Annotated in this window: 8 protein-coding genes, 2 tRNA genes and 2 rRNA genes; 9 read left to right on the top strand and 3 right to left on the bottom strand. The window is 60.5% G+C overall.

The genetic code is table 11. The features are described 5' to 3' along the window. Positions 1-21 precede the first annotated feature (21 nt). The 4 genes from OKW44_RS05550 to rrf all read left to right on the top strand — a co-directional run bounded on the left by OKW44_RS05550 (position 22) and on the right by rrf (position 3,796). Positions 22-98 (top strand) — tRNA-Ile (locus OKW44_RS05550). A gap of 53 nt (positions 99-151) precedes the next feature. Then, positions 152-227: transfer RNA gene (locus OKW44_RS05545), tRNA-Ala, on the top strand. Between the two features lie 346 nt (positions 228-573). Beyond that, positions 574-3,455: ribosomal RNA gene (locus OKW44_RS05540) — 23S ribosomal RNA — on the top strand. A gap of 227 nt (positions 3,456-3,682) precedes the next feature. Continuing rightward, positions 3,683-3,796, top strand: a 5S ribosomal RNA gene (gene rrf / locus OKW44_RS05535). A gap of 69 nt (positions 3,797-3,865) precedes the next feature. Here rrf and OKW44_RS05530 read toward each other — a convergent pair. Genes OKW44_RS05530 through OKW44_RS05520 form a run of 3 tightly spaced genes read right to left on the bottom strand, consistent with a single transcriptional unit; the run spans position 3,866 to position 8,428 of the window. Beyond that, entirely contained in the window at positions 3,866-5,128 is a 1,263-nt protein-coding gene (locus tag OKW44_RS05530) for a lipocalin-like domain-containing protein (RefSeq protein ID WP_429409624.1), read from the bottom strand. Further along, entirely contained in the window at positions 5,128-7,707 is a 2,580-nt protein-coding gene (locus tag OKW44_RS05525; protein ID WP_018425047.1) for an FtsX-like permease family protein, read from the bottom strand. Before OKW44_RS05525 ends, OKW44_RS05530 begins: the two co-directional genes overlap by 1 nt. Next, positions 7,697-8,428: an ABC transporter ATP-binding protein gene (locus OKW44_RS05520; RefSeq protein ID WP_018425048.1), complete on the bottom strand. Its 732-nt coding sequence runs from the start codon at positions 8,426-8,428 to the stop codon at positions 7,697-7,699. The genes OKW44_RS05525 and OKW44_RS05520 overlap by 11 nt, the downstream gene beginning before the upstream one ends. Positions 8,429-9,115: 687 nt before the next feature. On the opposite strand from OKW44_RS05520, the gene OKW44_RS05515 reads away from it, so the two are divergent. From OKW44_RS05515 to cyoD, 5 genes are all read left to right on the top strand, one after another. Then, on the top strand, positions 9,116-10,672 hold the full coding sequence (locus tag OKW44_RS05515; protein WP_026226631.1) for an NADH-quinone oxidoreductase subunit M: 1,557 nt from the start codon (positions 9,116-9,118) through the stop codon (positions 10,670-10,672). Between the two features lie 477 nt (positions 10,673-11,149). Further along, positions 11,150-11,959 (top strand): ubiquinol oxidase subunit II, encoded by an 810-nt coding sequence (gene cyoA / locus OKW44_RS05510; RefSeq protein ID WP_429410819.1) that lies wholly within the window; start codon positions 11,150-11,152, stop codon positions 11,957-11,959. Between the two features lie 3 nt (positions 11,960-11,962). Beyond that, the gene (cyoB, locus tag OKW44_RS05505; protein WP_018425051.1) at positions 11,963-13,984 is read left to right on the top strand and encodes a cytochrome o ubiquinol oxidase subunit I; all 2,022 of its coding nucleotides are present in this window, start codon (positions 11,963-11,965) and stop codon (positions 13,982-13,984) included. After that, positions 13,984-14,589 (top strand): cytochrome o ubiquinol oxidase subunit III, encoded by a 606-nt coding sequence (cyoC, locus tag OKW44_RS05500; RefSeq protein WP_018425052.1) that lies wholly within the window; start codon positions 13,984-13,986, stop codon positions 14,587-14,589. The genes cyoB and cyoC overlap by 1 nt, the downstream gene beginning before the upstream one ends. Then, positions 14,590-14,931, top strand: a complete 342-nt coding sequence (gene cyoD, locus OKW44_RS05495) for a cytochrome o ubiquinol oxidase subunit IV (protein WP_018425053.1) — start codon at positions 14,590-14,592, stop codon at positions 14,929-14,931. Positions 14,932-15,026 lie beyond the last annotated feature (95 nt).

The following is a 15,026-nucleotide window of genomic DNA, read 5'->3' as shown; positions in this document are numbered from 1 at the left end:
AGCAACGCAGACAGACAGCAGGGGTCTGTAGCTCAGCCGGTTAGAGCACCGTCTTGATAAGGCGGGGGTCGATGGTTCGAATCCATCCAGACCCACCAGTGTCGTGTCGGGTGAGCTGAAGGGCTGGGGCCGCTGGAATGGCTGTGGGACAGGGGGATTAGCTCAGCTGGGAGAGCACCTGCTTTGCAAGCAGGGGGTCGTCGGTTCGATCCCGTCATCCTCCACCAATCCTCAATGCGCAGTGTTCTGCCTGCAGGCAGAGCGTTGCGCATTGGCGATTGAGCCAGTCAGGGCGGTATGAGGCAGAGGCTTCATACCGGCTGTCGTTCTTTAACAATCAGGAAGAAGTAGTAAAGAGATTCACGAAAGCATGCCTGGAGATGGGTGTGTGAGTAGGTGAATCAGGGTTGTGATTGTATCGATGTATTTTAAAGGTGATCGAGAGATCGCTTTGGAATACGGCGCAACACGAATACTCAACCTGTAGCGAGTGCGTCTGTCCCCTCCGGGGATGGGACCCACGTAAGCGCTCAAGCGCTCACGTGGGTCGACCCAGAGACACACCCGTTATAGGGTCAAGCGAACAAGTGCATGTGGTGGATGCCTTGGCGATCACAGGCGATGAAGGACGCGGTAGCCTGCGAAAAGCTCCGGGGAGCTGGCAAACGAGCATTGATCCGGAGATGTCCGAATGGGGAAACCCACTCCTAATGGAGTATCCGCAGCTGAATCCATAGGCTGCGTGAGGCGAACGCGGTGAACTGAAACATCTAAGTAACCGCAGGAAAAGAAATCAACCGAGATTCCCAGAGTAGTGGCGAGCGAAATGGGATCAGCCGGTACACGTTATCTGTATTGTTAGTCGAACGCTCTGGAAAGTGCGGCCATAGCAGGTGATAGCCCTGTAGACGAAAACAGCATGGAAGAACTGGGTGTACGAGAAGTAGGGCGGGACACGTGAAATCCTGTCTGAAGATGGGGGGACCATCCTCCAAGGCTAAATACTCGTGATCGACCGATAGTGAACCAGTACCGTGAGGGAAAGGCGAAAAGAACCCCGGGAGGGGAGTGAAACAGATCCTGAAACCGCATGCATACAAACAGTCGGAGCCTCTGCGAAGGGGTGACGGCGTACCTTTTGTATAATGGGTCAGCGACTTACATTCAGTGGCGAGCTTAACCGATTAGGGCAGGCGTAGCGAAAGCGAGTCCGAACAGGGCGTCCAGTCGCTGGGTGTAGACCCGAAACCAGGTGATCTATCCATGGCCAGGTTGAAGGCACGGTAACACGTGCTGGAGGACCGAACCCACTAACGTTGAAAAGTTAGGGGATGAGCTGTGGATAGGGGTGAAAGGCTAAACAAACCTGGAAATAGCTGGTTCTCTCCGAAAACTATTTAGGTAGTGCCTCGTGTATCACCTTCGGGGGTAGAGCACTGTCATGGTTGTGGGGTCCATTGCGGATTACTACGCCATAGCAAACTCCGAATACCGAAGAGTGCAATCACGGGAGACAGACATCGGGTGCTAACGTCCGGTGTCAAGAGGGAAACAACCCAGACCGCCAGCTAAGGTCCCCAAATATGGCTAAGTGGGAAACGAAGTGGGAAGGCTAAAACAGTCAGGAGGTTGGCTTAGAAGCAGCCACCCTTTAAAGAAAGCGTAATAGCTCACTGATCGAGTCGTCCTGCGCGGAAGATGTAACGGGGCTAAGCCATATACCGAAGCTGCGGATGCACAGTAATGTGCATGGTAGGAGAGCGTTCCGTAAGCCTGCGAAGGTGCACTGGAAAGTGTGCTGGAGGTATCGGAAGTGCGAATGCTGACATGAGTAGCGATAAAGGGGGTGAAAGGCCCCCTCGCCGTAAGCCCAAGGTTTCCTACGCAACGTTCATCGGCGTAGGGTGAGTCGGCCCCTAAGGCGAGGCAGAAATGCGTAGCTGATGGGAAGCAGATTAATATTTCTGCACCATTGTGAAATGCGATGGGGGGACGGATCGCGGAAGGTTGTCCGGGTGTTGGAAGTCCCGGTCCTTGCATTGGAGAAGGCGCTTTGGCAAATCCGGGCGCGTAATTCAAGGGTGCGAGGCGAGCCACTTCGGTGGCGAAGCAACTGGAAGGGGTTCCAGGAAAAGCCTCTAAGCTTCAGTTTCACAGTGACCGTACCGCAAACCGACACAGGTGGGCGAGATGAGTATTCTAAGGCGCTTGAGAGAACTCGGGAGAAGGAACTCGGCAAATTGGTACCGTAACTTCGGGATAAGGTACGCCCTGGTAGCCTGACTGGCCTGCGCCAGAAGGGTGAAGGGGTTGCAATAAACTGGTGGCTGCGACTGTTTAATAAAAACACAGCACTCTGCAAACACGAAAGTGGACGTATAGGGTGTGACGCCTGCCCGGTGCCGGAAGATTAAATGATGGGGTGCAAGCTCCTGATTGAAGTCCCGGTAAACGGCGGCCGTAACTATAACGGTCCTAAGGTAGCGAAATTCCTTGTCGGGTAAGTTCCGACCTGCACGAATGGCGTAACGATGGCCACACTGTCTCCTCCCGAGACTCAGCGAAGTTGAAGTGTTTGTGATGATGCAATCTCCCCGCGGCTAGACGGAAAGACCCCATGAACCTTTACTGTAGCTTTGCATTGGACTTTGAACCGGTCTGTGTAGGATAGGTGGGAGGCTATGAAGCGTGGACGCCAGTCTGCGTGGAGCCGTCCTTGAAATACCACCCTGATCTGTTTGAGGTTCTAACCTTGGCCCGTGATCCGGGTCGGGGACCGTGCATGGTAGGCAGTTTGACTGGGGCGGTCTCCTCCCAAAGTGTAACGGAGGAGTACGAAGGTACGCTAGGTACGGTCGGAAATCGTGCTGATAGTGCAATGGCATAAGCGTGCTTGACTGTGAGACTGACAAGTCGAACAGGTGCGAAAGCAGGTCATAGTGATCCGGTGGTTCTGTATGGAAGGGCCATCGCTCAACGGATAAAAGGTACTCTGGGGATAACAGGCTGATACCGCCCAAGAGTTCATATCGACGGCGGTGTTTGGCACCTCGATGTCGGCTCATCTCATCCTGGGGCTGTAGCCGGTCCCAAGGGTATGGCTGTTCGCCATTTAAAGAGGTACGTGAGCTGGGTTTAAAACGTCGTGAGACAGTTTGGTCCCTATCTGCCGTGGGCGCTGGATATTTGAAGGGGGCTGCTCCTAGTACGAGAGGACCGGAGTGGACGAACCTCTGGTGTACCGGTTGTCACGCCAGTGGCATCGCCGGGTAGCTATGTTCGGAAGAGATAACCGCTGAAAGCATCTAAGCGGGAAACTCGCCTTAAGATGAGATATCCCCGGGGCTTCGAGCCCCTTGAAGGGTCGTTCAAGACCAGGACGTTGATAGGTCAGGTGTGCACGTACAGTAATGTACTGAGCTAACTGATACTAATTGCCCGTAAGGCTTGATCCTATAACAGGTGTGTCTCGACCCGCGTTAGTGCTTCAGCACTTGCGCGGGTCCGATCCCCGAAGGGGATTGGTGTGAACTCCCGCGGGAGCTAACAGAAACGCACGGTTGGGATTCAGTGTTGTGCCAGAAACAACACAACCCCCCACACGAATCCTTTACGCTTCTTCCCGATTGGCTGTGGCGCAACCGGTTGACTCCAACCCCCTGCGACGCAGCAACCCGTCATGCCTGATGACCATAGCGAGTCGGTCCCACCCCTTCCCATCCCGAACAGGACCGTGAAACGACTCCACGCCGATGATAGTGCGGATTGCCCGTGTGAAAGTAGGTAATCGTCAGGCTCCCCCCACGTCAGAAACCCCACCCGCCGCGGTGGGGTTTTTGCGTTTACGCGGCCGTCTTTGCGCGCTTCACCACTTTCCGATCCGCAACGCATCCGCGTAACCCGTCAGTTCCAGATAGGCTCGCCCTACATCCGCATTCTGTTGACTCACCCGTACCGCGCCTTCCCAATACACCGCACCGGTCGACTGTCGTGAGTCGAGTTCCTGATCGTCCATCAGCGGATCGAGTTGCCATGTCAGCGTTCCCGCTCTAACCGTCATCGAGACCGGATACAAGGTATTCGTGTGCGGCGAGCGCCATATGCGACGCGGCGTGAAGTCGACTTCACCGGGGTCGAAATTCGTTACCTGACCATCGGGTCTGCGAAGCGTCGCGTGGGCCCATACTGCATGTCCGTCGCGGCTACGGATCTTGAATGCCATTAGCGCCGAGCCGTCCGTCAAATTGGCGCCGAGCCAATCCCATCCGACCGCATTGGCGTCGAGCAACGTGCTCGACCACTCGTGATCGAGCCATGCGGTCCCCGTCACTGCTGCATCGCGCGTCGTGTCGTTTCCACCTCCGGCTGGGCGCACCACCGTGCCCGTCACGCGGAGTTGCGGTTCGCTGTAGTAATAGCTCGCCTGTTCGGGCCGCGGTCCTTTGCGCGAGTAACCGCGCTCGCCCTGAATCAGCGGAGGCTGCGTTGGCGCGAGTTGGAGGTGTAGCGAGAATCCGCTTGCATCGGCGGTGACGTCGTAGTGGCCATCCGCGGCGCGAATCATTTTCCAGGCGTCGAGTTTGACGTCGGTGTTGGCGGTCTTCGCGTAGGCGAGCCCGAGACCCTGCCGAGCGATGCGTTGATCGTGAACGAGGCGTCCGATGGCCGGATCGCTCAGCGCAGCGTGCGCGATGATCAGTTGCGACGGGGCGAAATCGCTGGGATCGGCGGCATCGTGACCGGTCGCCGAACGGAAGAACGTGATCTGGAATCCGAGCGGTCGGTTGTCGGGCGTCGTGAGCCAGCCTGTCGCGTACCACCATTCGGTGCGGAAAGCCGGATGAGCACCGCTGTCCCGCGGAAACGAGATCGGATGGTCTGGCGTGACTGCCGCGAAGGCGACCGGGGGGGATCCAGTGGAGTCGCTACTCGCGGCGAAAGAGGGCGACACAGCGGCTATGCCAATCCAAAGTAGCCCTCGGAAAAAAAGCTGAAGGCGCCGCGTCGGCGACCCGCCGTGTCGGCGCGCGATCCACGTCGCGCAGCCGTCAGGCGCAGAGCGAACCTCGCGAATGGCCGCGCTATCCCGGATCAACCGCATTCCCCGCGCACGCCGCGCAGTTGGCATCACCAGTCCTCCTTCACCGCGCGCACTGCATCCACCGACACCGCGCCGCGTCCCGCGACCACCGCCGTCGTACACGACAGCACCAGCATTACCAACGCGACTGTGCCCAGCACGAACCACGGTACATGCAGCGACATGCTCCAGTGAAACGACTGTGGATTGACGACGAACACGAGAATCAGGCTGATCGCGAAACCAAGCGCGAAACCGAGCGCAATGCCGCATGCGGTGAGCAGACCGCCCTCCGAAGCGAGGATCGCGAGAATCTGCGCGCGCGTCACGCCGACGTGGCGCAACATCCCGAACTCACGGGCGCGCGCGAGCGTCTGCGCGGAAAACGTCGCTGCGACGCCGAACAATCCGATCACGATCGCCACCGCCTCGAGCAGATACGTGACCGCGAAACTGCGATCGAAGATCACCAGCGTGCGCGCACGGATCTCGCCCGGTCGCGACAGCTCGAGCGAAGCGCCGAACGGCAACGCCTTCAAACTTGCGACGACGCGTTCGACACTCACGCCCGGCTCGACGGTCACGGCGACATCGGTTGCGGTGGAGTCGCCGGTCAGCCGCCGATAATCGGCAAGCCGTATCTGGATCGCGCCGCTCTGCCGCGCGTAGTCGCGCCAGACGCCGGCTACGACGAACGTCTGGCCATGTTCGCCAAGCGACAACCGCACACGTTGACCTAGCTCATACCCATACAGATCGACCATTGCTTCGGAAACCCAAATAGGTATGTCGCCGGCGCGAAGCGCGGACGGCGGCAGCACCGCGCCGGTCATCTGCAGAGTCGCGCCCGGATCGGTCGCGTCGATTTCGCGGGCGAGCAGCGCGACGTCCGGGCGCGCGGGATCGAGCGTCAGATGTGTGATGCGCGCGAACGCGGCGTTGCCGATGCCGGGCACCGTCGCGATGCGCGTCTGTTCGTCGGGCCGCAAGCCGCCACTGTCGCCGCTATTGCCGCCCGACGCTACGCGCACATACAGATCGGCGGACAGCAGATGCGTGATCCAGTTGTCGACAGACACGCGGAAGCTGGCCACCATGATCGCCATCGCGACGATCAGCGCGAAGCTCGACAGCACGCCGCCCATCGCGATCGACGCCTGCCCCGGCGCATTCGCGAGACGCGCAATCGCGAGCGTGCCCGTCGCGCCCGCGCGGCGTCGCGTGCCGCGCGCGCGGCCTGCCGCGCCGAATATCAGCGCGGTCACGCGCGGCATCAGCGCAATGCCGCCGACGAGCAGCAACGCGACCGCCAGATAACCGGCGATCGGCGCATCGAACCACGGCGGAAAGCGCGTCAGCGCGGCGGCCGCCAGCAAACAGCCGAACGCGGGCCACGGCGTCGCGAGCCGTGCCAATGCGCTTTCCTCGGCACCGGCCTTGAGTGCCGGGGCAGGCCGTGCGCGCGCCGCGTCGATGGCGGGCGCGACGCTGCCCAACACCGACACCGCGACCCCGAGCGCGAGAAACACCGCGCTCGCGAGCGGTTCGAAACCGACTCGCGGTTGCACGCCGGGAAAATAGCCGCCGCCGAGATCGCTGCCGAAGAAGCGCAGCGCACCGCTGGCCATCGCGTAGCCGAGCGCAAGTCCGCACAACGAGCCGAGCAACCCGAGCAGGGCGCCTTCAAGCAGGATCTGCCGCAATAGCTGAGCTCGCGTGAGCCCGAGCACGCGCAGCATCGCGAATTGCGATCGGCGTCGCACGACACCGAGTGCCTGAGTCGAAAACACGAGGAACGCGCCCGTGAACAGCGCGACCAGCGCGAGCACGTTCATGTTGATCCGGTAAGCACGCGACAGGCGATCGGTGCGGCTCTCAGTGTCGCGTGTCTCGGCGACTACCCATGTGCTGCCGAGCTGCTGTTGCAGATCGCGTTTGAAGCGTTTCCGATCGACGCCGCGTGCGAGTTGCACGTCAACGCGCGTCAGCTTGCCCACCTTGCCGAATCGCCATTGCGCGGCGGCGATGTCCATCACCGCGAGCCGTTGACCCGGCCGCGTGCGCACGAGCCCGCCCGCGACGCGCAGATGCAGGTCCGACGTACCGCTGCGTAGCGTGACGTGGTCGCCGGTCTTGACGTTCAGCCATTGCTGCGCGGCCGTCGACAGAAATATCGCATCGGAGGCGAGCGTGTCGAACGGGCGATCGGGCGAGGGCACGCCGATCAGATCGGGCGTGATCGACCTCGCCTTGAAGACGTCGATGCCGAGAACGGGCAGTGCACCGGTGCGGCCCGGCACCGCGACGTCGAGCGCGAGCACGGGACTCGCGAGCACCACACCCGGTTCGTTGGCGAGTCGCGGATAGAGGGACTCGTCGACGAAAGGCTGCGCGCCGCGCACCTGCAGATCCGCTTCGCCCGACAGACTGCGCGCGGCCGCCGAGAATTCGTTGAAGGCGGCGCTGTTGATCAATTGCACCGCATAGCCGAGCGCGACGCCTAGCGCGATCGTCGCGATGGCGACGAGTGCGCGTCCGCGATGACTGCGCCATTCCGCGACCATCAGCCAGCGCGCGAGAACACGATATCCCGCCGCGCGCGGCAGTGGACGAAGGTCAACGGCCATCGTGGGTCGAGCGGGCCGCGGCGTGCGCGACGTTCGCTGCCTTATCGCGCGCGCCATGCAAGTCGCCGTCGCTCAGGATCAACACGCGGTCGGCCACGGCGGCCGCGGCCTCGGAATGCGTGACCATGATCGTCGCCGCGCCGGTCGCCTTGCTTTGCGCGCGGAACAGGCCGAGCACGTCGCGCGCGGTGGCAGGGTCGAGGTTGCCGGTCGGTTCGTCGGCGAGAAGCAGCGTCGGACGATGCACTAGTGCGCGTGCAATGGCTACACGCTGCAACTCGCCGCCGGAGAGATCGCGCGGAAAGTCGTCGCCGCGTCCGCCGAGACCGACCGCCGCGAGCATGTCGAGCGCGGCGGCCGTCGGTAGATCATTGAGCAACAGTGGCAGCGCGACGTTCTGCGCGAGCGTCAGATGCGGCAGCACGTGAAACGCCTGGAACACGAAGCCGAGCTTCTGGCGCCGCAGTCGCGTCGCGGCGTTGTCGTCGAGTTGTTCGACCGGGCGTCCGTCGATTAGCACGCTGCCGCTATCGGCGCGGTCGAGCCCGGCGATCAGGTTGAGCAATGTCGACTTGCCGACGCCCGAGTCGCCCATGATCGCGACGAACTCGCCCGCTGCGAGTGTGAAGTCGAGCTGCGCGAGCACGATGCGGCCGGTGCCGTACCGCTTGCTGAGGCCGCGGCATTCGAGTGCGGGTACGACGTCGTCACGAAGCGCCATGCGAGGAGGTCCGGAAAAGGAGTCGGGCGAGGGGAGCCCGCTGCGCGAGTTGAGTGTGCCTCGCCGCGCGAGTTTCTGCAGCAGTTACCATGGCGCGGCGCTGGTCTGCGTAAGGAAAACGGAAGATTCGTGCGCTTGGAGTGGAACATTTTCAGCGCACCTTGATCGGGGCGCGCGGCACCGCTAGCGACCTCCTCGCCGGTTGGTTTGGACCGCCTGCACAAAAAATTTTTTATCGCCGACGAGGCAAATTTTTGTTTGATTGCCGCTCGTCCCCGACCGTCAAAAGGCACTCGGGAGCACGATCCGTTCCAATCGAACCAACCCCATAAACAGCGAATGTTCTAACAGCGGCCAATCTCCGGCTAATTGCCAGCTTTTGCTGCCAAACTGCCCAGACTAACGACGCCTTTGTAACAATGTGCAAGCGCACATTTCGATGCATTTTGCAAGCGCCCACCTCGCAACGATGTATTGTGACGCGGATTTCGCCGCTGTTGCGATGCAAAATTATTCTTATCTTGGTAATCTCCCACCCTTGGTCAGTCGTCTGCGGGTAAACGTGTAGCGGGAACCCCCCTCCACGCGTCAATTCCAGCGAACTCCAACTTACATTTCCATTTCAAAGCCTGCTTGTTTCGGCGGGCGTTGACGCGGCGTTTTGTACTTCAAGTTTTGACAGAGCACATGCCATTGCCTCTCCTAAGTCTTCTCATCTGGATCCCCATCCTCGCCGGGTTCGTGGTTCTGCGCGCCGGGTCGGACGCGGCGCATAATCGCACGCGCTGGCTCGCGCTGATCGGCGCGGTCGCGGGTTTCTTGCCGGTGATCCCGCTCGTGGCGGGTTTCCGTAACGACGTGAGCTCGATGCAGTTCGTCGAGAACGTCCGATGGTCGCCGACGTTCGATATCGCATGGCATGTGGGAATCGACGGGATTTCGCTGTGGCTCGTCGCGCTGACCGCGCTCACGACGATCATCATCGTGATCGCATCGTGGGAGTCGATCACGCAGCGCACCGCGCAGTACTTCGGCGCGTTCCTGATGCTGTCGGGCTTCATGCAGGGCGTGTTCACGTCCCTCGACGGCATGATGTTCTTCATTGCGTTCGAGGCGACGCTGATCCCGCTGTATCTGCTGATCGGCACCTACGGTCACAAGAACCGCACGTACGCGGCGGTGAAGTTCTTCTTCGTGTCGTTCCTCGGCTCGCTGATGATGCTGATGTCGCTGCTCTACCTGTATAGCCAGACGCACAGCTTCGACCTCGCCGTGTGGCGCGAAGCGCACCTCGACATGGTGCCGCAGGCGCTGATCTTCCTCGGCTTCCTTGCCGCGTTCGGCGTGAAGGTGCCGATGTGGCCGCTGCACACGTGGCTGCCCGACGTGCATCTCGACGGCCCGACGGGCGCCGCGGTGATGATTGGCATGCTGAAGATCGGCGGCTACGGTCTGCTGCGTTTCGCGCTGCCGATCGCGCCGCAAGCGAGCCATTTCTTCGCGCCGATGATGATCACGCTCTCGCTCGTCGCGGTGATCTATTCGAGCCTGCTCGCGCTCGTGCAGACCGACATGCGCCGACTGCTCGCGTATTCGACGGTCGCGCATATGGGCCTCGTCACGCTCGGTCTGTTCGTCTTCAACCGCTTCGGCCAGTCCGGCGCAATCGTGCAGATGATCTCGTACGGCGTGGTGTCCGGCGCGATGCTGTTGTGCACCGGCATGCTCTACGACCGCACAAAATCCGCGTCGATCGCCGAATACGGCGGCGTCGCCAACACGATGCCGCGCTTTGCCGCTTTCGTGATGCTGTTCTCGATGGCCAACATCGGTCTGCCGGGCACGTCGGGTTTCGTCGGCGAATTCATGGTGCTGATGGGCGCGATCCGCTTCAACTTCTGGATCGGGGCGATCGCCGCGACCACCCTGATCCTGAGCTCGGCCTACACGCTGTGGATGTACAAGCGCGTGATTTTCGGGGCGATCGCCAACGCGCGCGTCGCGAAGCTGAAGGACCTCGGCAAGCGCGAGTTCGCGCTGCTCGGTGCGTTGGCGCTGCTGGTGCTCGCGATCGGTCTCGATCCAAAGCCGTTCACCGATGCGATCGATCCGTCGGTCGGCACGCTGCTCGCGCAATCGGAACGCTCGGCGCTTCCTTCCGATTCCGTGCCGACGGAAGGCGGCGAGCATCTGCAGGCAGCGGCGCCCGGAGCGGCACCCGTCGCCGCGCACACTCCGGGTTAAAAGAACAGAGCGCAAGAGCCGTTGTTGCATCCACGCGTCAGGATGCGGCGACGCTTTTGCGCTTTTGCGCGTCGCTACTAGTCCCTTGATGAATGCATGAGTCGTGAGGTACGTCGGAATCGCCGCGCATTCAGCGATTTTTTAGTGCTTGTTTTTAAGGGACTTTGCGATGCGTCAACCTTTCGATGCTTCGTATCGGAGCGTCGCGAACGACGCTGGTGAATAGGGTGTGCGGGGAAATGCGGCAACGTGTCGCACTTCGTCTTGGCGCAATAGTTCGTTGCTGAATCGAGTGTTTACCGGACATTCGACGCCCACCTATTATGCGAGCGCTTATTAATGGAGAGCCGTCGAATGACGTTCGTTGAAGTCAAAAAAACGAGGCAGTGGATATGAAAGGACGGACGCTGAGAAGGCCGGCAAGATTCATTTCCGCCAGCCTCATGTTGTTGCTTTCGCGGTTGCAGCAACCTCGATATTCTGAATCCGAAGGGGAGTGTGGGACTCGCGGAGCGTGATCTGATCGCGACTTCGGTGTGGGCCATGCTGATCGTGGTGGTGCCGGTCATTCTGATGACACTGTTTTTCGCGTGGCGTTATCGCGCGTCGAACAGGAATGCCGACTACCAGCCAGGGTGGACGCATTCCACCGCGGTTGAAGTCGTCGTCTGGACGATTCCGACTTTGATCATTCTGTTCCTCGCCGTGTTGACGTGGCGGACGACGCATGAGCTCGATCCGTATCGCCCGCTCGAATCGCAGGTCAAGCCGATCAACGTCGAAGTCGTCGCGCTCGATTGGAAGTGGCTCTTCATCTATCCTGACCTCGGCATCGCTTCGGTGAACCAGCTCGCGATCCCGGTCGGTACACCGGTGAACTTCCGGATCACGTCGGACACGGTGATGAACTCGTTCTTCATCCCGCAGTTGGGCGGCCAGATCTATGCGATGGCGGGCATGCAAACGCGCCTGCACCTGATCGCCGATCACGCTGGCGACTATGCGGGCACTGCGGCGAACTTCAGCGGCAAGGGCTTTTCGGACATGAAGTTCCGCACGCTCGCCAGCTCGCCTGAAGACTTCAACGCGTGGGTCGCCAAGGTTCGCGCTTCGTCGGACCGTCTCGACATGGACCGCTATCACGCGGTGTCCGAGCCGAGCGAAAAGGACCCGGTGCGGTACTTTTCGACGGTCGATCCGAAGCTGTTCAACAACATCATCGCCCGCTACAACAACGGCAACGTCCTCGACAACATGAAGGACGCTAACTGTGCGCCTAAGGGGTAACGCATGTTCGGAAAACTAACGCTCGATGCGATCCCGTATCACGAGCCAATCATCGTTACGGCGGGCGCGGGGATGATCCTCGCTGCGCTGGCCGTGCTGGGCGCAATCACGTATTTCGGCAAATGGCGCTACTTGTGGTCCGAATGGTTGACCTCGGTCGACCACAAGAAGATCGGTGTCATGTATATCGTCATTGCCTTCGTCATGCTGCTGCGCGGCTTCGCCGACGCGATCATGATGCGTATGCAACTGGCGCTGTCGTACCTGGCCCCGGGCTTTTTGCCGCCGCATCACTACGACCAGATCTTCACCGCGCACGGCGTCATCATGATCTTCTTCATGGCGATGGCGTTCATGGTCGGTCTGATGAACCTCATCGTGCCCCTGCAGATCGGCGCACGCGACGTCGCGTTCCCGTTCATCAACTCGCTGAGCTTCTGGATGACGGCAATCAGCGCGATCCTGATCAACATCTCGCTGGTGATCGGTGAATTCGCGCAGACGGGCTGGCTCGCTTATCCGCCGCTGTCCGAATTGCAGTTCAGCCCCGGTGTCGGCGTCGACTACTACCTGTGGAGCTTGCAGCTCTCCGGTATCGGCACGTTGCTGACCGGGGTGAACTTCTTCGTGACCATCGTGAAGATGCGCGCGCCGGGCATGTCGTTCATGAAGATGCCGGTGTTCACGTGGACCGCGCTGTGCACCAACGTGCTGATCATGGCGTCGTTCCCGATCCTGACCGTCACGCTCGCGCTGCTCGGTCTGGACCGTTACCTCGGCATGCACTTCTTCACCAACGATGCCGGTGGCAACGCGATGCTGTACCTGAACCTGATCTGGGCATGGGGACACCCCGAGGTGTACATCCTGATCCTGCCGGCGTTCGGTATCTTCTCGGAAGTCGTCGCCACCTACGCGAAGAAGCCACTGTTCGGCTACAAGACGATGGTGTGGGCAACCTGCGCGATCATGGGGCTGTCGTTCCTCGTGTGGTTGCACCACTTCTTCACGATGGGTTCGGGCGCGGACGTCAATGCGTTCTTCGGTATCGCGACGATGATCATCTCGATTCCGACCGGCGTCAAAGTGTTCAACTGGCTGTTTACGATCTACAAGGGCCGTCTGCAATTCACGACGCCGGTTTTGTGGACGATCGGCTTCATCATCACTTTCACGATCGGCGGTATGACCGGCGTGATGATGGCGATTCCGGGCGCGGACTTCATGCTGCACAACAGCCTGTTCCTGATCGCTCACTTCCATAACGTAATTATCGGTGGCGTGCTGTTCGGCTATCTGGCCGGCTTCAACTACTGGTTCCCGAAGGCGTTCGGCTTCAAGCTGAACGAGAAGCTCGGCAAGGCCGCGTTCTGGTTCTGGCAGATCGGCTTCTGGGTTGCGTTCACGCCGCTGTACGTGCTCGGCTTCATGGGCATGACGCGTCGTCTGAACCACTACGACAACCCGACCTGGCATCCGTGGCTGATCGCCGCCGCGTTCGGCGCGGTGCTGATCGCGATCGGTATCGCTTGCCAGTTGCTGCAACTGGTCGTCAGCATCCGCGATCGCAACCTGGCGCAAAACCGCGACCTCACGGGCGATCCGTGGGACGGTCATACGCTGGAATGGGCGACGAGTTCGCCGCCGCCGGCTTATAACTTCGCGCATATCCCGGACGTTCGCTCGCTCGACGCGTTCACCGAAATGAAGTCGCGCAAGGGCGGTGTCAAGGTGCCGGCGTATCGCGACATTCACATGCCGTCGAATACGTCCGCGGGTCTGTTGGTGGGTCTGTTCTCGCTAGTGCTCGGTTTTGCTGGTGTGTGGCACATCTGGTGGCTTGCGATCGTTGGCGCGGTCGGCGCGATCGGCACCGTGATCATCTACAGCTTCATGGACAACGACGGCTATTACATTCCTGCCGACACTGTCGCGCTGATTGAGGACAAACGCAATGGCGGTGCTGGTGCCGTGGCCGGTGTCGGCGCAAGCGCCGGCAACCAGGTCGCGCTGGAGGTGGACTGATGTTACAGAAGACTATTGCGGTTGAGCCGCAACTCGCGCCGGACCACGTGCCGTCGCACTCGGTGTTCGGTTTCTGGCTGTACCTGATGACCGACTGCATCATTTTCGCGGCGCTGTTCGCGGTGTTCGCGGTGATGAGCCACCAGTTCGCGGGCGGTCCGAGCGGCAAGGACCTGTTCGAGATTCCGGGCGTCGCACTTGAAACGACGATGCTGCTGCTCTCGAGTATCACGTACGGCTTCGCGATGCTCGGCGCGCACAAGAACCGCAAGGGCGTGCTGCTCGGCTGGCTCGGCGTGACGTTCCTGCTGGGCCTCGCGTTCCTCGTGCTGGAAATGCGTGAGTTCTCGCACCTGATCGCCGAAGGCGCGGGTCCGAGCCGCAGCGCGTTCCTGTCGTCGTTCTTCACGCTGGTCGGCACGCACGGTCTGCACGTGACGTTCGGCCTGATCTGGATGGTCGTGCTGGCGCTGCAGGTGATGCGTCATCGCGACCTGACCGAACGCGACATGATCCGTCTGACGTGCCTGAGCCTTTTCTGGCACTTCCTCGACGTCGTGTGGATCGGCGTTTTCACCTTTGTCTATCTTGCGAGCGTGATCTAAATGGACCATAGTCATAGCGCCCATGGCGCACACTCGGAAGGCGGTCACGGCAGCTTCGGCAGCTATACGGCGGGCTTCGTGCTCTCCGTCATTCTGACCGTCGCGGCATTCGCGGTCGTGATGACCGGCACGTTGACAGGCCAGAGCGCGTTGCTCGCGATCGCGGGTCTCGCGTTCGTGCAGATCCTCGTGCATCTGGTGTTCTTCCTGCATATGAACACGTCGTCATCGCAGCGCTGGAACGTGACGGCGTTTGCGTTCACCGTGCTGACCGCTGTTATCGTGGTTGGCGGGACGTTGTGGGTGATGCATAACGTTAGTATGAATATGATGTCGCGGTAGGCGGATAACGCTTTAGCGTCAGCCTCGGAAAAAAGCCCCGCAAGATTTCGATCTTGCGGGGCTTTCGTTTTGTCTGGACGGTTTGTTTTTTTATC

This window comes from Paraburkholderia lebeckiae (assembly GCF_050436325.1).
In the GTDB taxonomy this organism is placed as follows: Bacteria; Pseudomonadota; Gammaproteobacteria; order Burkholderiales; family Burkholderiaceae; genus Paraburkholderia; species Paraburkholderia tuberum.
The sequence above is the reverse complement of the archived record's forward strand: the minus strand, read 5'-3'. Positions and strand labels throughout refer to the sequence as shown.